19 protein-coding genes are annotated in these 20336 nt (G+C 62.4%); 11 read left to right on the top strand and 8 right to left on the bottom strand.

All coding sequences use genetic code 11. The annotated features are described in order from the left end of the window. Nucleotides 1–133 precede the first annotated feature (133 nt). Both rclC and CAF92_RS20050 read left to right on the top strand, forming a co-directional pair. Entirely contained in the window at nucleotides 134–733 is a 600-nt protein-coding gene (gene rclC, locus CAF92_RS20055; protein WP_085601721.1) for a reactive chlorine resistance membrane protein RclC, read from the top strand. Nucleotides 734–924: 191 nt separating this feature from the next. After that, a complete protein-coding gene (locus CAF92_RS20050; RefSeq protein ID WP_085601720.1) occupies nucleotides 925–1233 on the top strand; it encodes a chorismate mutase in 309 nt (102 codons plus the stop codon). Between the two features lie 46 nt (nucleotides 1234–1279). On the opposite strand, the gene CAF92_RS20045 is transcribed toward CAF92_RS20050, so the two are convergent. Next, nucleotides 1280–1897 (bottom strand): LysE family translocator, encoded by a 618-nt coding sequence (locus tag CAF92_RS20045; protein ID WP_085601719.1) that lies wholly within the window; start codon nucleotides 1895–1897, stop codon nucleotides 1280–1282. Between the two features lie 755 nt (nucleotides 1898–2652). On the opposite strand from CAF92_RS20045, the gene CAF92_RS20040 reads away from it, so the two are divergent. Together CAF92_RS20040 and CAF92_RS20035 are read left to right on the top strand one after the other, a co-directional pair. Next, a complete protein-coding gene (locus CAF92_RS20040; protein ID WP_085601718.1) occupies nucleotides 2653–3096 on the top strand; it encodes a GFA family protein in 444 nt (147 codons plus the stop codon). Between the two features lie 611 nt (nucleotides 3097–3707). Further along, the gene (locus CAF92_RS20035) at nucleotides 3708–3935 is read left to right on the top strand and encodes a hypothetical protein (RefSeq protein WP_085601717.1); all 228 of its coding nucleotides are present in this window, start codon (nucleotides 3708–3710) and stop codon (nucleotides 3933–3935) included. A 248-nt stretch (nucleotides 3936–4183) separates the two neighbouring features. Here the strand turns inward: CAF92_RS20035 and CAF92_RS20030 are convergent, their stop codons facing one another. The 5 genes from CAF92_RS20030 to CAF92_RS20010 all read right to left on the bottom strand — a co-directional run bounded on the left by CAF92_RS20030 (nucleotide 4184) and on the right by CAF92_RS20010 (nucleotide 10387). Then, nucleotides 4184–5437, bottom strand: a complete 1254-nt coding sequence (locus tag CAF92_RS20030) for an arsenic transporter (RefSeq protein ID WP_085601716.1) — start codon at nucleotides 5435–5437, stop codon at nucleotides 4184–4186. A gap of 71 nt (nucleotides 5438–5508) precedes the next feature. Then, the gene (locus CAF92_RS20025) at nucleotides 5509–6783 is read right to left on the bottom strand and encodes an MFS transporter (RefSeq protein WP_085601715.1); all 1275 of its coding nucleotides are present in this window, start codon (nucleotides 6781–6783) and stop codon (nucleotides 5509–5511) included. Between the two features lie 12 nt (nucleotides 6784–6795). After that, nucleotides 6796–7482: a hypothetical protein gene (locus CAF92_RS20020; protein WP_085601714.1), complete on the bottom strand. Its 687-nt coding sequence runs from the start codon at nucleotides 7480–7482 to the stop codon at nucleotides 6796–6798. A 167-nt stretch (nucleotides 7483–7649) separates the two neighbouring features. After that, complete coding sequence (locus tag CAF92_RS20015; RefSeq protein ID WP_085601713.1) at nucleotides 7650–8999, bottom strand: sigma-54 dependent transcriptional regulator; 1350 nt, start codon at nucleotides 8997–8999, stop codon at nucleotides 7650–7652. Beyond that, nucleotides 8984–10387 carry a PAS domain-containing sensor histidine kinase gene (locus CAF92_RS20010; RefSeq protein ID WP_256573774.1) on the bottom strand — a complete coding sequence of 468 codons (1404 nt, stop codon included), beginning with the start codon at nucleotides 10385–10387 and terminating at the stop codon, nucleotides 8984–8986. The genes CAF92_RS20015 and CAF92_RS20010 overlap by 16 nt, the downstream gene beginning before the upstream one ends. A gap of 277 nt (nucleotides 10388–10664) precedes the next feature. Here CAF92_RS20010 and CAF92_RS20005 point away from each other — a divergent pair, with 277 nt between their 5' ends. Continuing rightward, nucleotides 10665–11594: a malate dehydrogenase gene (locus CAF92_RS20005; protein ID WP_085601712.1), complete on the top strand. Its 930-nt coding sequence runs from the start codon at nucleotides 10665–10667 to the stop codon at nucleotides 11592–11594. Between the two features lie 114 nt (nucleotides 11595–11708). Here CAF92_RS20005 and CAF92_RS20000 read toward each other — a convergent pair whose 3' ends face one another. Both CAF92_RS20000 and CAF92_RS19995 read right to left on the bottom strand, forming a co-directional pair. Beyond that, nucleotides 11709–12530 (bottom strand): amino acid ABC transporter permease, encoded by an 822-nt coding sequence (locus CAF92_RS20000; RefSeq protein ID WP_046616178.1) that lies wholly within the window; start codon nucleotides 12528–12530, stop codon nucleotides 11709–11711. Next, nucleotides 12527–13348, bottom strand: coding sequence for an ABC transporter substrate-binding protein (locus CAF92_RS19995; RefSeq protein WP_085601711.1), 822 nt, complete (start codon nucleotides 13346–13348; stop codon nucleotides 12527–12529). The genes CAF92_RS20000 and CAF92_RS19995 overlap by 4 nt, the downstream gene beginning before the upstream one ends. Before the next feature lie 118 nt (nucleotides 13349–13466). Between CAF92_RS19995 and CAF92_RS19990 the strand changes: the two genes are divergently transcribed. The 6 genes from CAF92_RS19990 to CAF92_RS19965 all read left to right on the top strand — a co-directional run bounded on the left by CAF92_RS19990 (nucleotide 13467) and on the right by CAF92_RS19965 (nucleotide 20153). Further along, nucleotides 13467–14351 (top strand): homocysteine S-methyltransferase family protein, encoded by an 885-nt coding sequence (locus CAF92_RS19990; RefSeq protein ID WP_178081814.1) that lies wholly within the window; start codon nucleotides 13467–13469, stop codon nucleotides 14349–14351. Nucleotides 14352–14521: 170 nt separating this feature from the next. Beyond that, nucleotides 14522–15793 carry a cystathionine gamma-synthase family protein gene (locus CAF92_RS19985; protein ID WP_085601709.1) on the top strand — a complete coding sequence of 424 codons (1272 nt, stop codon included), beginning with the start codon at nucleotides 14522–14524 and terminating at the stop codon, nucleotides 15791–15793. 143 nt (nucleotides 15794–15936) lie between these two features. Then, nucleotides 15937–17385 (top strand): amino acid permease, encoded by a 1449-nt coding sequence (locus tag CAF92_RS19980; RefSeq protein WP_085601708.1) that lies wholly within the window; start codon nucleotides 15937–15939, stop codon nucleotides 17383–17385. Nucleotides 17386–17422: 37 nt separating this feature from the next. Then, on the top strand, nucleotides 17423–18307 hold the full coding sequence (locus CAF92_RS19975) for a LysR substrate-binding domain-containing protein (protein WP_063911173.1): 885 nt from the start codon (nucleotides 17423–17425) through the stop codon (nucleotides 18305–18307). 23 nt (nucleotides 18308–18330) lie between these two features. Further along, nucleotides 18331–19719, top strand: a complete 1389-nt coding sequence (locus CAF92_RS19970) for a threonine synthase (RefSeq protein ID WP_085601707.1) — start codon at nucleotides 18331–18333, stop codon at nucleotides 19717–19719. Next, nucleotides 19716–20153, top strand: coding sequence for an Lrp/AsnC family transcriptional regulator (locus CAF92_RS19965; RefSeq protein WP_046616171.1), 438 nt, complete (start codon nucleotides 19716–19718; stop codon nucleotides 20151–20153). The genes CAF92_RS19970 and CAF92_RS19965 overlap by 4 nt, the downstream gene beginning before the upstream one ends. Nucleotides 20154–20336 lie beyond the last annotated feature (183 nt).

Raw genomic sequence — 20336 nt, 5'->3', positions numbered from 1 at the left:
AAACCAAGGGAAAGCGCAGTCGCTAGAGGCGATGATTTGAGACGATTGGCAAAAAGGCGGAGCGCATCCGGCAAAAGCGCGAAGCGGAATCTTCTTAGGATGGACTCATCTTGAAACCACAAGGAATCACACCATGAGTCCCTATCAACTGCTGGTCACTGCAAGCCGCTTGGATAAGCTTGGAATTCATCTCGTACGCTTTGGCGTGGCCATTGTTTTCCTGTGGATTGGTGCGTTGAAATTCGTGCCCTACGAGGCTGACAGCATCACTCCATTTGTGGCAAACAGCCCGTTCTTCTCGTTCCTCTACGCACATCCAGAGGCCTATCGGGAGCACTTCACCCATGAAGGCCATCTCGACCTGGCGCAGCGTGCTTGGCAAGTTGCGAACCATACCTATGCCTTCTCTAATGGACTGGGCGTGGTCGAGATCGGCATAGGGTTGTTGGTATTGGCTTACCTTATCTCACCGAAGCTGGGACTCGCGGGAGCTGTGCTCGCTTTCCTCACACCCATCGTGACGCTGTCGTTCCTGATCACAACGCCTGAAGCGTGGGTGGCGAATCTAGGAGATGCACAATTCGGGTTCCCATACCTTTCTGGAGCTGGACGCTTGGTCTTGAAGGATGTGTTGATGCTGGCAGGAAGCGTGTTAATGATTGCTGACTCTGCTAAGAAGCTAATCAATGGCACCAGCCTAGTTAATCCGGAGGATAAGAGAGTGAGCGGTTAGGTAGCCCTCCCGCCCCCAGATAGCGCTACGCGCGGTCGAGGACAAATGATGTTTGTGAGCGATCGCGCTCAGTCGAGACCGGCTGCTTTCGACCCATTGCGGACATTCACCAGAGGCTACAATGCAGCCCCAAACCACCAGCAACTGCCAGCCCTAATCAAGCGCTGGCTCATGAAAAGGAAGTCAAGCAAATGGATGTACGTTGCACCTCTCTGGACGAAGTCCGCCAAGGGATCGATGAAATCGACCTCAACCTCGTTTCGCTTCTCGCCAAACGGGGCCGGCTTGTGGCGCAAGCAGCTGCCTTCAAGAAAACCACCGATGATGTGCGTGCGCCTGCTCGGGTTGAGCAAGTGATAAGGAAGGTTCGTGAAATGGCTGACGAAACTGGTGCCTCGGCTGAGGTCGTGGAGCAGGTCTACCGGGCAATGATTTCGGCCTTCATCACTGAAGAACTGGCCACTCATGCGAAGCTGGCCAAAGAACCCTCAGCATCTTGATGACAACGCGGGGCTCATCGGAAGCCCCGCCGCTTTTCCTCACCCACTACCTTTGACTCAAAGCCGCAATCGAAACACCAGATGCGACAAAGGTGAGGCCAGCGCCCACGTTTAGCCCATTTACCAGCCGCGGCCGCTGGTACAGGTGGCGAGATAACACCGTGGCAAAAATGCCCATCAAGGCAAAACCCAAGGCTGTGAGTACAGCGAACCACACCCCGTAAACCATCATCTGCACGCTGACCGATCCGCGAGCTGGATCGACGAATTGGGGAATGAATGCCAACACGAACAAGCCTGGTTTCGGGTTGAGCGCAGCCGAGAGGAGACCCGTTAGGAAAATGCTGGGCAACGATTGCCGGGACGCCGGCTGAAAGCTGATCAAACTGCGCGCGCGCAAGACCTTGATGCCGAGCCAGAGCAGATAGCGAGCACCGATGAGTTTGATCACCCAGAAAGCTACCGCCGAGGTTTGCATCAGAAGGGTCAACCCTAACGAAGCAGCAGCGACGTGAAACAGAATGCCCGCGCCTGACGCCATGCCGGATACGGCCGCTGCGACTTTGCCCTGGCTGAGCCCACGACCAATGGCCAACAGGTTGTCAGGGCCTGGCGCCAATACCAACAGCACGCAGGCAGCAGTGTAGGCAAACCACACATTCATTGGAAACACGGCTCTCTCCTTAAGCCTGATAAAGCATCCACCCTGACGGTGGGGTATGCCAATGGCAAGGAGGAATCTCAAGGATTGTTGGCTCTGATGGGTTTAGACCTGCAGAGTTTTCCCAGTAAGCGAAAACCGCTATGTCCGCAATGGGTCGATAGTTGCCATCTGCGAGAAGCACCTGATGGGCGGCTTTGACGCATGAGTGGCAAACCCATTTGCGCCTTCTTTTACCCTGCTTGGGCTATTTTTCACAGACGTTCGCAACCTGGAGCTAGCCTGAGGATAATTTTAGAGATAAAAATTCTCGCCCTTAAGAATAATAACCTTAAAATTCAATGCTTTTAGTTTTGATACGATTCCTGTCTCCGCACCAAAATTTGACGTTTTGATGCAGGGTTTCCTGCATTTGGCCCCTCCAAAATGCCCGCCTTGTGCGGGCATTTTTGTTCTTCCGTTTTCTGCTTTCGGCCGATCAGGCGACCTTCAGCCCAGCTTTTCGGCCGAGTGAATGGTTAGCTGCTATTCACTTCCGGTTGCACGGGTTTCAAGAAAATGGGTGACTGGTATTTTGCTTTCGCCCCGCGTTTTCGGGGTGTTTGGCGAGACTCTTTAAGATAGTGTCTTATTCGGTTTTAGATATTTTCAGATAGCCGAGGTTTCCACCAATACCCCCAGCGACTGATCTCGCCCGCTCATCACAACAACCCGCAGACCAACTGCTTTGTTTCCTCTGACACGACAAGAGAAACGCTATGACTGTTGAAAAACACGATGATCGCCCTGTTTACCAGGCTGCCTGCCATTGCGGGACGGTGCGTTTTTTACTTCGCTTGACCGATGGTGTGCGCACAGCGCGCCGGTGCAACTGCTCGCTCTGCCGTATGCGAGGAGCAGTGGTGGTATCAGCCAACCTGGGCGACATCACTATCATCCAAGGGCATGAGGCGCTCACCCTTTATCAGTTCAACACACGTGTTGCAAAGCACTACTTCTGCTCGAAATGCGGCATCTACACCTTCCACCAGCGCCGCTCCTCACCGGATCAATACGGGGTCAATGTTGCTTGTATCGAAGGCATGAGCCCATTTGATTTCCCGGAAGTCCCTGTCAGTGAAGGGCGGATTCATCCAAAAGACCGCGTAGGTGGAGGCTCAGTTACTGCTGGATGGCTGCGATATGAAAGCAACCATGATTGATTCCGATTCTACGTAGGCATCGCGCCGAGAGCTGGATGGATACCATACAGCCCAAGACCCGTTTCCAGTGTCGCCGTTAGCCATGGCATCAACGCTAACCTGATTCGCAAATGCATGAGCGGCGGGCCAGACATCATCATTGCGGCTGGCCCGCTGCTAAAGGCCCCTGATGGCCGTCTTCCTACGAAACGCATAGTCTTTTCCTACTCTTGGAAACTTGCGAAAACAGCCACTCGGGAATAAAGTCCTCCCGTCGCCGAAGCATCGGTGATGCGACCTTGGCCGGTCGGAATCGAAAGGCGCATCAGCGCCCAGTCTTAATCGCAGGCGCTTTTTTTGTGCCCGCGATGTCGTGTTATGGCGGTGGTGCGCGGGACACCTTCGGGTGTGCCGGGCTCCTTTCGTCCCGGTCGGCCAACCCGCGTACTGCTGCCACCTTAACTTGCTTGGCCGCGAGCGGTGGCAGTTCCATCACGAAAGGAACTCATGCATGACCACCGTAAATCCGCTAAAGATCCTCGTATCCGTTCTCCACCGTCGTACCTCGGCGGACCTCAACGATCTCACCTCCAGTCAATCTCGCTCTGTCTCTGCAACAAGGGAGGCACGCCATGACTGACCAAGAACGCCTATCCACCATCCAAAACTACGCCTGGACTCTCGAACTGCTAGGCGAAGCCCTGGTCCAGCACGACGAAATGCTGGAGTGCGAACACAACCCACACCTGAGTTTTCGCAACACGGCCGGTATCCATCAGGCGATCCGGATCATCAGCCGTTTGGCCAGTGAGCAGTGTGGGAAGGTGATGGAGCGAAACGGGCAGGACCCTGTTAGTTAGGCAGGATCATTGATGAGTGGCGGGCCAGATATCACCCTTGCGGCTGGCCCTCTGCTCAAGGTCGGTTGGTGGTTTATTCCTGTCGGGGTAGGGTTATGGGGCTGCTGCGCAGCCCATCGCAGGCAAGCCAGCTCCTACACCGACCGCGCGGCTCCTGGGTGATGTGTCGAACTTGTGGCAGTGGGGTGGTAGGGCGCAATTACCGACAGCGCAACATCAATCGAGCGCTCTGAACGAGATCCGCCGCTTCATACATGAAGCAACCCCAGCGCCCCGATCAAGGCGGGCGGCATCACCAGCGCCCCCAGGCGCAGGAAGTCTAAGGCACCGACGTGTTCGCCTTCACGGCGAACGGCAACCAGCCAGAGCAAAGTGGCCAGGGAGCCGGTAATCGACAAGTTCGGCCCGAGGTCGACGCCAATCAGCAGCGCCGCAGTGGTTCTCGCGGGTAAATCGACAATATGCCCAACGGAGCCTGCGATCAGGCCGGTCGGCAGATTGTTCATCAGGTTGCCGGCGATCGCCGCGACCACACCGGCGCTCCAGCTCGCCTGGTGCTCGGAGCTGCGCGCCAGCGCGGCCAAGCCATGGGCCAGGTGCTCGATCACACCCGTCTGTGCCACCGCTTCCACCAGCACGAACAGGCCCGCCACCAACGGCAATACGCCCCATGCCACGCCTTTGAGCACCGGCATCGGGTTGCGCCGCTGGCGCAGGTGGATCAGCCCGGCCGTGGCGATGCCGGCGCAGAAGGTGGGTAAGCCAAGCTGCCGGTCCAGAGCGGAGGTCACCAGCAACAGTGCACCTGTCAGCACGATACCCAGTGCGCACAAGCGTGCACCGCTGGACAGCGGTTGCACGTCGATGGCCGTCGCCAGGGGCTGGCGGATCTGCCTGCGCTGGGCCAGCCGCAGCACCAGGTAGGTCAGGCCGATGGCGGCCAGCGATGGCAAGGTGAATTGCCGCAGCCACTCCAGCAACGGCGGCATCTGGCTGCCGAACACTACCAGGTTGGCCGGGTTGGAAATGGGCAGCACAAAACTGGCGGCGTTGGCGATGAAGGCACAGATGAACAGATAGGGCAGCGGCTCGGCCTTGGCCGCCCTGCAGGCGGCGTACACCGCTGGGGTCAGCACCACCGCCGTGGCATCGTTGGAGAGGAACACCGTTACCAGTACCCCCACCAGGAACACCAGGTCGAACAGGCGCTGGCCGGAGCCCCGGGCATGCTGCACCGTGTACATGGCCAGCCAGTCGAACAGCCCCTCCTGGCGTGCCAGTTCGGCCAGCACCATCATACCGATGAGAAACAAGTAAACATCGCCACCTTCGGCAACAGCGGCGAGGGCTGTGTGCATTGGCACCAGGCCAAACACGGTCAGCAATACAGCGGCGCCGACTGCCCAGACATATTCCGGCACCCGCCAGGGGCGCAGGATTACCCCGCCGGTCGCCACGGCGGCGACGGTCCAGATGAGCGAGGATGGATCAAATACGGGCATGCAGTTTACTCAGGTGAATGAATGACTTGGCGCGGCATGGCCGTGCCGGCCTTTGGGGGGTGTGCGGCACGCTATATCTTGTCAAAGTGATTGGGCTGAGCTGACTGTTGCCGACTTGGATGTCCCTTGTGAAGGCCTGTCTGATAGGTGAGCAGTCCGAGTGCAGCCACGATACCCAGAACCACGAAGGCTGCGCCATAGCCGAAATGTTGCGCGATCCAGCCGGCGAGTGCGTGGCTCATGGCCGCGCCTATCCCCTGGATCGTCATCACTGCACCAAGCCCTGCATTGACGTGCCCAGTGCCGCGCAGGATGGAAGCGACAAGCCCAGGCAAGGCGACCCCCAGTAGACCCGCCCCGATGCCATCAAGGGCCTGTACCGGAATCAGTGCCCACGGCGACGCCCAGAAACCAGCGATCAGCCCTCGCAAGGGCAAGGCCAGCAGGGCGGTAATGATCAGTGCCCGATAGCCGTGCCGAGAGGCATACCTCCCGGCCCCAAGTGCCACAGGAATCATCACCAGCTGCGCCACGATGACGGTCGATGCCGTGAAGACGCTGGGGTCGGCCAGCCCGCGCGTGACGACCGACTGCGCCAGCAAGGGCAGCATCGCGGCATTGCCCAGGTGGAACAGCAGCATGGTGACCGCGAGCAGGCACAGCTCGCGCGAGTCCGTCAAAACCCGCACCAGGGAAGGCGAGGGGCTGCTGCCTTGCGCAGGCTGGTTGCCAGTGAGGTCACCACCGCGGGCCCGCTCATGGTTGATGTCCTGTGGGTTGATCTTGCGCAAGCATGCAAGGGCTGCGCATGCCATCAGGGCCATCAGCACGAATACGGCTGACAGCCCCCAGCGGTAGCCTGCCAGCCCGGCCAATGCAGCCGCGACCACGTTGCCGGCATGGTTCCAGGCCTCGTTGATGCCGAGCTGCCGAGACAAGTCTCTCTGATCAACGATGCCCAAGGTGATGCCCATGATGCCGGCGCCCATCAACGCGCCCACAGCACCCGTCACCACCTGGGAGGCGACGACGACGCCGAACGATGGCGCCGTCCATAGCGCTGCCGTGGCGAGCATGAGTGCAAGGGTGCCGCTTGCCAGCAGAAGTCGCTTGTGGCGCGAAGCGTCGATCCAGGCGCCCATCGGCGTGGTCGCCAGCATGCCTGCGATGCCGCCGGCGGCCATCACGTAGCCGATGTCATCGGCGCGCCAGCCCTGGGCGGCCAGAAACACGCCGAGGAAGGGGCCCAGGCCATCACGGACGTCGGCCAGGAAGAAGTTGAGGCCGGACAGCCAGCGCCGTGGGCTGGCATGCGCCGGGGGTATGGAAGGTGTTGCCGGGTGCATAGAGGCATTCCCTTATGGCGCACGGTCGTAGAGCGGCTGCAGGGTGGATAACGTGGTGCCCATGCTGACCGCTTCCAAAGCGGTGCCAAACGCATTGCGCGTGCCCAGCCCGGATGCCGCGAACGGTGCCCCCGTCTGCACGGAAAGACGCAGGCTCTCTGGCGGGAAACGAACGATGCTGCCATCGCTCAGGATGACGCCGTTGGCCTCGCCCCGGGGGCCAGTGAGCACGGTGTCCACGTGGCCTTCCACCTGCTGGGGCTGCAGACGCTGGGCGCGCAGGTGTGGCGGCAGCACTCGGCCTTGGCCAACCGGCGGCGGTTGGTCGTACACGGTGCGCCCGCTGTCGGCGTGGATGATGGCGTCGGCCTTGACCGTGCCTCGCGTTTCCGCCCGTCCGATGATGCGAACGGCGTCCCCCACCTTGACCGTGGCCGTGAGCGCATCGGCCATGTGCGGTGGAAACTTGGCAATGGTGCCGTCGCTCAGGCGCAGGCCGTCGACCTCACCGTAGGGATTGATGAGCACCCGTTGCACTTGGCCTTCCACCGTGTACTGGCCCGTCAGGCCGGGGGCGTCGACCCCTTGATGTGGTGTTGCCGGCAGAGGGTAGGGCGGATCGGCGGGCGCGGCCTGTGCGCTGAGGCTACACAGGCCGAATGCCAGCGCAACAGACGTGGCGATGAAATACCTGGACATTGGAGAAGCTCCTTGGTCGGGAAAAGCACCCAACCTGCAGGGCAAGCGCCATGCCAAATAATATTTACAATAAAATCAAACGGTTATGAAATTTACAGGCGATGTGCCGTCCGATCTCGTGACGCCAGGGTGTCACGGAAACGGACACCGGTTTGCGTGCGAAGGGGTCAGTCCAGATTGAACTCGGCCAGCTTGCGATAGAGCTGCTGGCGAGACAGGCCGAGACGCCGCGCCGCCTCTGTGCGGTTGCCAGCCGTCGCAGCCAGGGCGCGCACGATCATCTCGCGCTCCAGGCGGGCAACGGCCTGTGCCATGGGGCCTTCCCAGTCGATGTCCAGGCCCGGGGTGAGCGCAGCCGCCGGCTGCAACCCGATGTGTTCGACATCGATGACCGGGCCGTGGCTGAGGATGGCCGCGCGTTCCATGGCATTGCGCAACTCGCGCACGTTGCCGGGCCAGGGATGGGCCAGCAGTAACCGGGCTGCTGCTGCGCTCAAGCGCTTCGGCGAGTCGCCGCCCTGCAGGCGCAGAAAGTGTTCGGCCAGCAGCAGCACGTCGCCCAGGCGCTCCCGCAGCGGCGGCAGCCAAAGGGGCACTACCTGCAGGCGGTACCACAAGTCTTCGCGGAAGCGCCCCTCTTTGACCGCGCTGGGCAGGTCTCGGTGGGTGGCCACGATGATGCGCACGTTCACCGGCTGGACACGGTTGGCGCCCACGGGGGTGATCTCGCGTTCCTGCAGCACCCGTAGGATCTTCGCCTGGGTGGCCAGCGGCATATCGCCTATTTCGTCGAGGAACAGGGTGCCGCCATCGGCCTCACGAAAGCGCCCGGTGCGGTCATTGACGGCACCGGTGAACGCGCCTTTGACATGCCCGAACAGCTCGCTTTCCATCAGGTCGGCCGGGATCGCGGCGCAGTTCACTGCAACGAATGGGCCGCTGGCTCTGCCGCTGTTGCGATGCAGGGCGCGCGCCACCAGTTCCTTGCCGGTGCCCGTCTCGCCGAGAATCAAGGCGGTGGCATCGGAGTTCGCGGCCAGCCCGATGCGCTTGAAGACCTGGCGCATGGCCTCGCTGCTGCTGACCAGTTCGGTTTCATCCACGGGTTCTCTTGCGGCAGCTGAGGCCCCGGCCGCCTGGGGCCTGTCTGGGGTGTGGACTGCTCGCCGCAGGGCCCGTTCGAGCGTTTCGAGCAGGGCGGCCCTGGTCACGGGCTTGGTCAGATGGTCGAACGCGCCCAGGCTCATCGCCTCGATGGTGTTGCCGCCGCTCGCATAGGCGGTGAGCATGATGCAGGGCACCGGCGAGATGCGCGCCGCGCGGCGCAGGAACACCAGGCCATCCTCGCCCGGCAGGCGCAGATCGACGATGGCCGCATCCACGGCCTCGGTGCGCAGTCGGTGCAGGCCTGCATCGGTGGTTTCAGCCTGCAGCACCGCATACCCCAGGTCCTGCAGCATTTCTGCAAGGCTGTCGCGGAACGCGGCGTCATCGTCGACGATCAGGATTCGGGCCACGGTAGCTCCATTTCTATACGCGTTCCCTTGGTCGACTTGGCGAGACCGACCCGCCCGCCGTGCCCCTGCACGATCTCGCGCACCAGCGCCAGTCCCAGGCCGGTACCTCCAGCGCGGTTGGTGGCGAACGGTTCGAACAGTGTATCGCGCAAGTCGGCCGGAATGCCGCAGCCGTCGTCCGCCACCCACAACAGCAATGCGCCACGGCGCGTGCGATGCGCACCGAGTTCGATTTCACCGTGTTCTCCCGTGTGCGCCAGCGCATTGAGCAGCAGGTTGTCAAAGACCCGCGCCATTTGTGCTGGGTCGAACAGCGCAACTTCCTTCGCGCTGGCGGTCAGCCCCGGTTCAACCGCCAGAGTGATTCGTACGCCTTTCTTTTGCGCTGCTTCGGCGTGTGCATTGCGCCGCTCCTCCAGCCATGCCAGCAGGTCAACCGCCTGGCGCTCGGCGTGGAACGGTTGCGTCAATGCCAACAGGCTCGACACCAGCGTCTCCAGGCGTGCCGTTTGCGACAGTACGGCTTCCAGGGCGCCAGCCACACGTGCTTCGCGCCGGTCGGCCGGGGCAGCCATCGCGTTTTCCACCTTCATGCGCATCGTGCCCAATGGGTTGCGGATTTCGTGCGCGAGCCCGGCGGAAACGCGCCCCAGCGTGGCCAGGCGCTCGGACTGGGCCAGTTGCTTTCGCAAATGCGCCGACTGGCGCTGCCAACGCGAAATCATCCTGCCCAGCCATGCGCCGGAGACCACGACCAGCGCCAGCAGCAGGCTCACCGCGAGGATCAAGGTGTTGACTGTTTCTGTGGCCAAAAGCGGCACGCGCATCAGGGTCCAGGCGATCAGGTGCCGGTCAGCGGCCTCCACAGGGCATGCGGCAAAAGCCACGGCTTCGCGTAAACCCGGTCGCACGTCTGCCACGAGGCTTGCGGAATCCTGCGCGCGTTGGGCCGTGGAGGCAATGCGCTCCAACTCGGCACTCGGCGGATCGCGCTTGATTCCCGTGCCGTCGTAGGTTGGGAACGCGTAGGCCACCACGCCCGCATCCGCTCGCCAGAAGCCGCCCTCCATGCCCGGCTGGTCGCGCAGTGCCAGATCAAGCACTGCCTGCGCTGCGGCTGGGGTCATGAGATAGGGTTGATCTGCCGCAGACGGGAGTTGCTCGCGAACGCGTGCTGCACCTGCCTGCAGCGCCTGGCAACTGGTCGAGGTGAGTTGGCGCGCCTGCGCAATCTGCGGGCCGGCGCCTTGGCGGCTGATGACCAGCAGCAGCCATCCCAGCACCAGCGCAACGGCGGCAATGGAAAGCCACAGAATCAGCAGATCGCGTCGTACGGAGGGTTGCAGCGACAGGTCCGGTTTCCTTTGATGTGGCGCACCGCTGGTCAATCGGTGGGCGTTCTGATGGCAACCTTGCCAGATGGGAAATCGCCGTGCAAGGACAGGGTCGGTTGAATTAGCGGGGACTCTGTGGAAGCGGCTTTAGCCGCGAACACCGGCGCAGCCGTTGCCAGGCAACGCGTTGCATTCTTCGCGGCTAAAGCCGCTCCCACAGGGTACGCGTACCGCTTGCATTTGCCTTTGTGTGGCCTTTTCGCCTCAGCAGGCAATACTTCTGTGTATTGCAGGCGTGTTCCTGGTGGCGCGCGCCGCTGGGAGGTGTCACGTGAACAAACTGACAATCGTGGGTGCCGGCATGGTCGGCGAGGCGGCGGCGCAGATCATCGCTCGGGAAGAATTGTGCCGTGAGCTGGTGTTGATGGATGTGCAGGGCGAGATGGCACAAGGCAAGGCGCTGGACGTGTGGCAGGCGGCAGTCGAGTCGGGGTCCGATACCCGGGTTTACGGCGGGGCCAAGGCTGAAATGCTGCAGGGCTCCGAGCTGGTGGTCATCACCGCAGGGGTGCCGCGCAAGCCTGGGCAGTCGCGGCAGGATGTACTGAGTATCAACCTGCCCATCCTCGACGGCATCATGGCCGACATCAAGCAGCATGCACCCACCGCGACCGTGCTGGTGGTGTCCAACCCGGTCGACGTGCTCACCTATCGCGCCTGGAGCCTGAGCGGGCAGGGGCGCAATAAGGTTTTCGGCCAGGCGGGCGTGCTGGATACCGCACGCATGAAGTGCTTCATCGCCGAGCAGACCGGGTTTTCCGCCCGGGATATCACGGCGCTGGTACTGGGCGGGCATGGCGACAGCATGGTGCCGCTGATGCGCTACTGCCAGATCGGTTCGGTGCCGCTGTCACACTTCCTGTCCAGTGAGCAGATCGAGCAGATCGTGGAGCGCACGCGCAAGGGTGGTGGCGAGATATTGGGGCTGAAGAAACTGGGCAGCGCCTGTGATGCGCCGGGGGTGGCGATTGCGCAGATGGTCGATGCGATCGCCAACGGGCGAAACCGCATCTTGCCGGCGGTGGCGATTCTGCAGGGCGAATACGGGCGCACGGATATTGCCATGGGTGTGCCCTGCGTACTGGCAGAAGAGGGGCTGGCGCGGGTAATCGAGTTGCCGCTGGATGCGCAGGAGCAGGCGATGTTCGACCAATCGGCTGATCAGGTGGCGCGGGATATTGCTGAAATGAAGGCGCTGTAACGCAGTGGGAGTGGCTTTAGCCGCGAAGAACTCAACGCGGTGCATGGCACCGGCTGCGCCGGTGTTCGCGGCTAAAGCCGCTCCCACAGTGTCCCAGCCAACCCAGCCTGGCCCCTAGCGCAGATAAGCCTTGCCAAAATGCCGCTCCAGCCTCGCCTGCACCAGCTCCAGCAATATCGACAGCACCCAGTAGATCACCGCCGCCGTGGTCAGCATCTCCAGGTACCGATAGCTCGACCGCCCGTACGACTGCGCCAGGAACATCACCTCCCACACCCCCATCACCGATATCAGCGATGAGTCCTTCAGCATCGAGATGAACTGGTTGGCGGTAGGTGGAATGATCACCCGCATGGCCTGGGGCAGGACGATATGCCAGAAAATCTGCGGCGTGCGCATGCCCAGCGCCAGCGCTGCTTCACGCTGCCCGCGCGCGACGCCGAGAATGCCGGCCCGGAAGATTTCGCTCAGGTAGGCCCCATAGTTCAGCGACAAGGCGATGATACCGGCGCTGATGGCGCCCGGTACCAGGCCCAGTTGCGGCAGCCCCAGGTAGATCAGCAGAATCTGGATCAGCAGCGGCGTGCCGCGGAAGAACGAGGTGTAGAAGCTGGCGACACCCACCAGCACCGCGCTGTTCGACAACCGCGCCAGGGCGGCGGCAAAGCCGAACAGCACCGATACCAGCATCGAGCACAGGCACAGGAACAGGGTCAGCGCCGCGCCTTGCAGAAAGCCGTTGGGCCCCAGCTTGAAACCGGCGAGGTTGGGAAACTTCTCCAGGATGATCGAGAACTTCAGGTCGAAGCTGAGGAAAAACGCGACGAACAGGCCGAACAGCGCCAGCCAGGTCAGCAGCAGCCGGGTGCGAAAGCCGAACAGGCCGGCGCCCGTGGGCTTGACCACGGGCTTGGGGGACGATGGGAAGGTGCTCATTTGCTGATATCGGCGCCAATCCATTTCTGCGACAGCTTGGCCAGGGTGCCATCGGCCTTCAACTCGGCAAACACCTGGCGCACCTTGGCATCCCACTCAGGGTCGCCTTTCTCGATGGCCACCGAGTTCGGCTCTTCATACAGCGGGGCGCCGGCCAGCTTGAAGCGTTTGTCCTGGTCCAGGCGCGGCTGCGCGGTCACCAGGTTGGTAAGGATGGCATCCAGGCGTACGCCGGCGCCCAGGCCCAGGTCCTGGAAGGCAACGTTGTCGGTGTCGTAAGGCGCGATCTGCACGAAGTCGAAGGGGTATTCGAGCTTCTTGTCTTCGTTGCCTTCGATCACCAGGTTCTTGTTCAGGTAGCTCTCGTAGCTCGAGGCACTGGTCAAACCCACCTTGCGGCCTTCCAGGTCCTTGGCGCCATGGATGCGTTCATCCTTGGCGTTGACCACTATCACCGCAGGCGATGCGTAGTACTCCACCGGGAAGTCGAACACTTCGGCGCGGGCCTTGCTCGGGGTCATCGAGCAGATGCAGATGTCGTAGCGGCCGCTCCAGCGGCCAGCGGCGATCACGTCCCACGAAGGGGTTTCCAGGCGCAGCTTGACGCCCAGCTTGTCCGCCACGGCCTTGGCCACATCCACGTCGAAACCGTCCAGCTGGTTCTGGTTATTGAGGAAGGAAAACGGCGGGTAGCTTTCCATCAGGACGTTGACCAGTTCCTTGCGCGATTCAACCCGCTCCAGCGTGGCACCGGCAAAGGCCTGGGAAGCAGTTGCGAGCAGCACAAGGCCCGCACCGAGCACAGTAGAAAATCGCATGGACATACCTGAAATGTTGGCCAATTATAGAAAGCTGTATTTAATAGTTATAAGTGTCACCCACATAATGAATTTTATTCATAAGTACCTTTAGAGTAGTTATATGAAACAGCGAGCGATGGTAATTCTCGACGGTGGCATGGGCCGTGAGCTGCAGCGCAGCGGGGCGCCGTTTCGTCAGCCCGAGTGGTCGGCGCTGGCGCTGAGCGAGGCGCCGGAAGCGGTGGTTGGCGTGCACGCAGCGTTTATCGCTGCCGGTGCCCAGGTCATTACCAGCAACAGCTATGCGGTAGTGCCGTTCCACATCGGCGAAGAGCGTTTTGCCAAGGAAGGGCGACAACTGGCCAATATCGCCGGCCAGCTGGCGCGGCATGCCGCCGATGCCGGTGCGCACCCGGTCAGGGTGGCAGGCTCGCTGCCGCCGCTGTTCGGCTCGTATCGTCCGGACCTGTTCCAGCCCGAGCGCGTCGAGGAGGTGCTGACCCCGTTGCTGCAGGGCCTGGCCCCGCATGTTGACCTGTGGCTGGCGGAAACCCAGAGCTCGGTTGCCGAGGTGCGGGCCATCCACGGCCACTTGCCGGCAGATGGCAGGCCGTTCTGGGTGTCGTTCACCTTGCAGGACGAAGAGGTCGACGAGGTGCCACGCCTGCGTTCCGGCGAGCCGGTGGCCGATGCCATCGAAGCCGTGGTGGGTCTGGGGGCGGCGGCCGTGCTGTTCAACTGCAGCCAGCCCGAGGTCATTGGCGCTGCACTGGAGGTAGCGCGCTCGGTCATCGAGCGACATAACGCCGACATCGCCATCGGCGCCTATGCCAACGCCTTCCCGCCGCAACCGAAGGAAGCCACCGCCAACGACGGCCTGGATGAGTTGCGCGAAGACCTGGACCCGCCGGGTTACCTGGCATGGGCCAACGACTGGCGCGCGCGGGGTGCCAGCATGATCGGCGGCTGCTGTGGCATCGGCCCGGAGCATATTGCCGAGCTGAAACGCAACCTGGCGTGAAGCCGGCAGGGTGCCGGGCGGCTTCCGCGCCCGCTCGGCATCCAGCCATTAAAAAAAACGTTACTCAGACCCGGATTCCATCGTTTTTCAGTCCCCCCGCCATGCCCCTATAGTCCGCTGAAAGCCGATGCCGAATCGGTGTACACAACTCAGCGGTGCGGGAACCGGATATGAACAACAACGAAAAAATCGAGGGCAATGCAGCGGCCGGTATCGGTACGCGAGTGGTGTGGAGCGGGGAACAGGTCCAGCACCCGTACAACGCTACCCAGACCCCGATCGTGGTCAGTGCCGCCTACGGCTACAACGACATCGATGCCTGGTACGACGTGGCGCAGGGCAAGTTGCCGGGCTACATCTACAGCCGCATGAGCAACCCGACAGTCGCCACGCTGGAAGCGAAGCTGTGCGAGCTGGAGCAGTCCGAGTCGGCGGTGGCATTCAGCAGCGGCATGGCTGCCATCAGTGCCGTGCTGCACACGTTCCTCTCAAGCGGCAAGCGAGTGGTATCGACCCGCGACAGTTACGGCGGCACCAACAAGATTTTCGAAGAGTTCCTGCCGCGCATGGGCGTGCAGGTCTGCCTGTGTGACACCCTCGACACCGAGGCGCTGGAGCGCGAGATCGCCGCAGGTTGCGACCTGCTGTATCTGGAAACCCCAACCAACCCCACCCTTAAGGTACTGGACATCCAGCGCCTGAGCGCTGCCGCCCGGCAGGCCGGCGCCGTGGTAGTGGCCGACAACACCTTCGCTACCCCGCTGAACCAGAACCCGCTGGCTCTGGGCGTGGACGTGGTAGTGCATAGCGCGACCAAGTTCCTGTCCGGGCACGGTGACGTGCTGGGCGGGGTGGTGTGCGGTGCCGAGCCGTTGATGGCGCAGGTACGCCACTACCGCGAGATCAACGGTGCGGCGCTGGACCCGTTTTCCGCCTACCTGATCATCCGCGGTATCAAGACCCTGGCCCTGCGTGTGCGTCAGCAGCAGGCCAGCGCCCAGGCCCTGGCGCATTACCTGACCACCGAACCGCTGGTCGAAGCGGTCAACTACCCCGGGTTGCCCCAGCACGCCGGCCATGCGATCGCCAAGGCGCAGATGCGTGGCTTCGGCGCCATCGTCAGCTTCGTGCTCAAGGGCGGCATGCCCACCGTGGCGCGACTGCTGCCGCGCCTGAAGTACGCCCATCGGGCGGGCAATCTGGGCGCGGTAGAAACCATCTACGGCCCGGCGCGCACCACCAGCCATGTGGAAAACACCCTCGAAGAACGGCTGGCCCTTGGCATTTCCGAAGGGCTGGTGCGCATTTCGGTGGGCATCGAGGACACCGAGGACCTGCTGGCAGACCTGGCACAGGCCTGTGCATCGGTGCGTCAGGAGATGGCCGCAGCAAAGGAACTGCACGGTGACGAAGACGCCTGCCTGGCCGAAGCACAGGCCTGAGGCCGGCGCGTAGCACCCGCTCCTTGCAGTGGGTGCCACTTCATGAAGTCGAACAAAAACAATATGCAAGGCAATTCGCTTCGCTCTGCCAAGACGAGGTCGTTGCAACGTCCTTGCCCGCCAACTTTCATGAGTAAACCACTATGTCCCTGCAGACAACGACAACGAGAAATGCTTCGGCGCACAGCTTCAAGCAGGATATGCAAACCCGCCATATCGTCATGCTGGCGCTGGGCGGTGTCATCGGTACCGGCCTGTTCCTGACGTCGGGCTATACCGTCAACCAGGCGGGCCCGCTGGGGGCGGTCATTGCCTATGTGCTCGGCGCCATCATGGTCTACCTGGTGATGATGTGCCTGGGCGAACTGGCGGTACACATGCCGGAAGTCGGCTCGTTCAGCAGTTACGCCACGCGGTACCTCGGGCCGGGTACAGGCTACATGGTGGCCTGGATGTACTGGCTGACCTGGACCGTGGCCATCGGCTCGGAATTCACCGCCGCCGGCATCCTGATGGTGCGCTGGTTCCCCGATACACCGGTGTGGATATGGAGTGCGCTGTTCGGGTTTGCGGTGTTCATCAGCAATATCATTTCGGTGCGGTCGTTTGCCGAAACCGAATTCTGGCTGTCACTGATCAAGGTGCTGGCGGTGATTGCCTTCCTGGTGGTGGGCGGCGGCGCGATCCTGGGCGTTTTCGAAATTACCCAGGCGCACAGCGTCGGGCTGGGCAACTTCACCCGCGAAGGGCTGTTCCCTACGGGCTTCTGGTCGATCGCCATGACCCTGCTGGCGGTGGCCTTCGCGTTCTCGGGCACCGAGTTGATCGGCATCGCCGCCGGCGAAACCCGTGACCCGGAAAAGAACGTACCCAAGGCCATCCGCACCACGGTCCTGCGCCTGGCGCTGTTCTTCGTCGGCACCATCTTTGTATTGGCTACCTTGTTGCCGCGTGAACAGGCCGGTGTGGTTGAAAGCCCGTTCGTGATGGTCTTTGCCATGATCGGTATCCCCTATGCAGCGGACATCATGAACTTCGTCATCATCACTGCGCTGCTGTCGGCGGCCAACTCCGGGCTTTATGCTGCGGCGCGCATGCTGTGGACCCTCAGCGACCAAGGCAACATGCCCCGCCGGTATGCGGCACTGTCGCGTCGTGGCACGCCGTTCAATGCCATCGTCCTGAGCATGGCGGGTGGCATGGCTTCGCTGCTCAGCAGTGTGTTTGCCCCCGACACCATCTACCTGGCGCTGGTGTCCATTTCCGGATTGGCGGTGGTGGTGGTGTGGATCAGCATCGCGGCCAGCCAGATGGCTTTCCGTCGCCATTACATCGCCAATGGCGGCAAGCTCGAAGAGCTGAAGTTCAGGGTGCGCGGCTACCCGTTCGTCCCGCTGGCCGCCATCTTCTGCTGCGTGCTGGCCTGCGTCGGCATTGCCTTCGACCCCGCCCAGCGCGTTGCCCTGTACTTCGGCTTGCCCTTCATTGCCTGGTGCTACCTGGCCTATTGGCTGACGTGCAAGTTCCGCCGCCGCCAAGCAGGCCCGCTGGAAGTCGTCGCGCCAGGTTCCGAGGCCGCCAGAGCAGGGTGATACTAGGCCTCCGGAACGTTGCCACGAGAAACCGCCGATGACCCAGAAAACCCTGCCCCCCTTGAACTGGCTCAGAGCCTTCGAAGTGTCGGCGCGTTACCTGAACTTTACCCATGCAGCCGAGGAACTGCACCTCACCCAGGGGGCCGTGAGCCAGCAGATCCGCCACCTGGAGAGCCAGTTGGGGGTGGCGCTGTTCAAGCGCCTGCCCCGGGGGCTGGGGTTGACTGAAGAGGGCCAGTCCTACCTGCCGGTGGTGCAGGATGCGATAAGCCGGCTGGCGGTAGGCACCAATGAAATTTTCGGGCAACGCCAGCGTCGGCCCCTGAAAGTGCGCGGCAGCCTGTCGTTCCTGCACTTCTGGCTGGCACCCCGACTGGCCGATTTTCGCCGTTCGCACCCGCAGGTGGACATCCGCTACATCAGCAACCTGTGGGTCAAGGAACTGGATGCCGAGGATGACCTGGAAATCCGCTGGGGCAGCGGCCAGTGGGCGGGAGTGGAAGCGCAGCGCCTGACCCGCGACGTGCTGGTGCCGGTCTGCTCGCCTGCGCTGATTGCCGGCTCCCCGCTACGCGAGCCGCGCGACCTGGCCCGCGTCCCGTTGCTGCATGTGCTGGGTTACGAGGAGGGGTGGGGTTATTGGCTGGAGCGGGTTGGCGCCGATCAGGTCGACTCCTCCAGCGGCCTGCAGTTCGACACCCTGGTGGCGACCTTGCGCATGGCGGAACTGGGGCTTGGGGTGGCGCTGGCGCGCTCGTCGCTGGTGGAGGACTTGCTGCAGGAGGGGCGGCTGGTGGCGCCTTTTGCCCAGCGCATCGAGGCGAGCGAGTCGTTTTACCTGGTACGTGGCCTGGGTGAGGCATTGTCCACGGATGCCCAGGCCTTCAGCCACTGGTTGGTGGCGATGGCCCACCGTTAATCAAATAGTTACCTGGAGCACCGATGCAGTACACATCCACGCGCGGCAACGAGATACGGGTTGATTTTCGCACGGCGCTGCTTTCCGGGCTGGCCGACGATGGCGGGCTATACGTGCCTGCCGCGGTGCCGACCTTCAGCCAGCAAGAGATTGCCAGCTGGTCGTGGTTGCCGTTCGACGAACTGGCCTGGCGGGTGATGGCACCGTTTGTCGGCGACACGCTCGACGAGCCGACCCTGAGGGCGCTGGTCAGCGACAGCTATCGCGGCTTCAAGCACCGTGGCATCGCGCCGTTGCAGCAGATTGGCCACAACGAATGGATCCTGCAGCTGTTTCACGGGCCCACCCGGTCCTCCAAGGATTTCGCCGCGCAGTTGCAGGCGCGGCTCATCCGCCATTTCCTGGGGGCCGATTGCGAACGGGTCATGCTGGTCGGTGCCAGCAACGGCGATACGGCGGTGGCCGCTATCGAAGCCTTGCGGCATTGCCCTACGGCACGCTTGCTGGCGCTGTACCCCAGTGCAGGGACACCGGCCGACCGGGCGGCGGTGATGCGCAGTGCCGCTTCCGACAGCGTCAGCTGCGTGGCCGTGGACGGCAGCTTCGATGACTGCCAGTCGCTGGTGTCGGCGTTGCTGCGTGCATGGCCATGCCCCGGGCTGATACCCGTGAGCTTCAACTCGACCAACTGGGTCGGCGTGCTGGCGCAGATCGTGTTCTATTTCCACGCGGCGCTTCAGCTGGGTGGGGGCAATCGGCCGGTGGGTTTCAGCATCCCCACGGCCAGTTTTGCCGAGATCTACGCAGGGTTCATTGCCCAGAAAATGGGCCTGCCGATCAACCAGATCATTGTCTCCACCAACCGCAACGATGCCTTGCACCGGTTCATTCACTGCAATCGCTACAGCCGCGGCTCAACCAGCCAGACCTTGTCGCCGGTCATGGACTTCTCGCTGTTCTCCAACCTGGAGCGCTTCGTCTGGGAGCTGTATGACCGCGATGGCGAAGCGACCCGGGCGCTGATGGAGCACTTCGAGGATTGTGGCGAGTTGAGCATCGGCAACCGCCAGTGGTTGCATGCGCGCATGCTGTTCGACTCTTATGCCGTGGATGACGCGCTGATCCGCGAAGAAATCGTCACGCTGTTCCACGAAACCGGCAGCGCAGTAGACCCACACGCTGCCACCGGGGCATTCGCCGGGCGTCTGCACCGGCGCAACATTGGCGCGCCCATCGTCACGCTGGGGCAGTTTGCCCCGGAAAAGTCCGCCGGGTTGCTGGCGGAGCTGGGGGCCTGGCATGGCGAAGTACCGGCCAGTGTCGTGGATGCTGCAGGCGGCGGGCCGTTGCTGGCACCCGACGACCTGGCGGGGGTTCATGAATTACTGGCCAGGTTGCAGGCAGGACGATGAAGCGCATCCTCGACCCCCTGGACGAGCGTATCCTCGCCGAGCTCACCGCCAATGCACGCATTGCCCATGCCGAGCTGGGGCTGAAGGTGAACCTGTCGCGTAATGCGGTACGCCAGCGCATCGAGCGCCTGGAGCGTGACGGGGCCATCCAGGGCTACACCTTGCGCATCGGTGAGGGGCGACGACCGACCTCGTTGATCAACGCGGTCATCTTCGTCTACCGCTATGACCGCATGCGCGGAGAAGCTGTGCTCGAGGCGTTGCGCCAGATCCCCGAGGTGATCCAGTGTGAAGTGCTCAGCGGCGAGTTCGACCTGCTGCTGCGCGTCGAGGCTTCCAGCCCGGAACGGGTGCACCATGTATGGAAGGAGATTGCCGCCATGCCAGGGGTCGAGAACACCGTGACATCGTTCGTTTTGGCCACGGTGATCTGAGCCGCGCACTCGCGTTTGGCAACCCTCGCTACAACAACGCCGCCCGGGCTTGCGCCCTGGCGGCGTTGTGCATTCTGGCGGCGCTCGGGCGTGCATCGGGCACTGGTCAGATTGGCCAGTAAATACAGCGGATTGCCATATTCAACTGGCATTGCCCGGCTCTTAGGCTTGTCCTCATCGACC

The sequence above is a fragment of the Pseudomonas sp. B10(2017) genome (genome assembly GCF_002113295.1).
Taxonomy (GTDB): domain Bacteria; phylum Pseudomonadota; class Gammaproteobacteria; order Pseudomonadales; family Pseudomonadaceae; genus Aquipseudomonas; species Aquipseudomonas pudica.
This window is presented reverse-complemented; position numbering and strand designations above follow the sequence as displayed.

What these genes read in the sequence shown, in the direction of transcription:
- rclC (WP_085601721.1), top strand. Translation starts at nt 134, where the DNA reads ATGAGTCCCTATCAACTGCTGGTCACTGCAAGCCGCTTGGATAAGCTT.
- CAF92_RS20050 (WP_085601720.1), top strand. Translation starts at nt 925, where the DNA reads ATGGATGTACGTTGCACCTCTCTGGACGAAGTCCGCCAAGGGATCGAT.
- CAF92_RS20045 (WP_085601719.1), bottom strand. Translation starts at nt 1,897, where the DNA reads ATGAATGTGTGGTTTGCCTACACTGCTGCCTGCGTGCTGTTGGTATTG.
- CAF92_RS20040 (WP_085601718.1), top strand. Translation starts at nt 2,653, where the DNA reads ATGACTGTTGAAAAACACGATGATCGCCCTGTTTACCAGGCTGCCTGC.
- CAF92_RS20035 (WP_085601717.1), top strand. Translation starts at nt 3,708, where the DNA reads ATGACTGACCAAGAACGCCTATCCACCATCCAAAACTACGCCTGGACT.
- CAF92_RS20030 (WP_085601716.1), bottom strand. Translation starts at nt 5,437, where the DNA reads ATGCCCGTATTTGATCCATCCTCGCTCATCTGGACCGTCGCCGCCGTG.
- CAF92_RS20025 (WP_085601715.1), bottom strand. Translation starts at nt 6,783, where the DNA reads ATGCACCCGGCAACACCTTCCATACCCCCGGCGCATGCCAGCCCACGG.
- CAF92_RS20020 (WP_085601714.1), bottom strand. Translation starts at nt 7,482, where the DNA reads ATGTCCAGGTATTTCATCGCCACGTCTGTTGCGCTGGCATTCGGCCTG.
- CAF92_RS20000 (WP_046616178.1), bottom strand. Translation starts at nt 12,530, where the DNA reads ATGAGCACCTTCCCATCGTCCCCCAAGCCCGTGGTCAAGCCCACGGGC.
- CAF92_RS19995 (WP_085601711.1), bottom strand. Translation starts at nt 13,348, where the DNA reads ATGCGATTTTCTACTGTGCTCGGTGCGGGCCTTGTGCTGCTCGCAACT.
- CAF92_RS19990 (WP_178081814.1), top strand. Translation starts at nt 13,467, where the DNA reads ATGGTAATTCTCGACGGTGGCATGGGCCGTGAGCTGCAGCGCAGCGGG.
- CAF92_RS19985 (WP_085601709.1), top strand. Translation starts at nt 14,522, where the DNA reads ATGAACAACAACGAAAAAATCGAGGGCAATGCAGCGGCCGGTATCGGT.
- CAF92_RS19980 (WP_085601708.1), top strand. Translation starts at nt 15,937, where the DNA reads ATGTCCCTGCAGACAACGACAACGAGAAATGCTTCGGCGCACAGCTTC.
- CAF92_RS19975 (WP_063911173.1), top strand. Translation starts at nt 17,423, where the DNA reads ATGACCCAGAAAACCCTGCCCCCCTTGAACTGGCTCAGAGCCTTCGAA.
- CAF92_RS19970 (WP_085601707.1), top strand. Translation starts at nt 18,331, where the DNA reads ATGCAGTACACATCCACGCGCGGCAACGAGATACGGGTTGATTTTCGC.
- CAF92_RS19965 (WP_046616171.1), top strand. Translation starts at nt 19,716, where the DNA reads ATGAAGCGCATCCTCGACCCCCTGGACGAGCGTATCCTCGCCGAGCTC.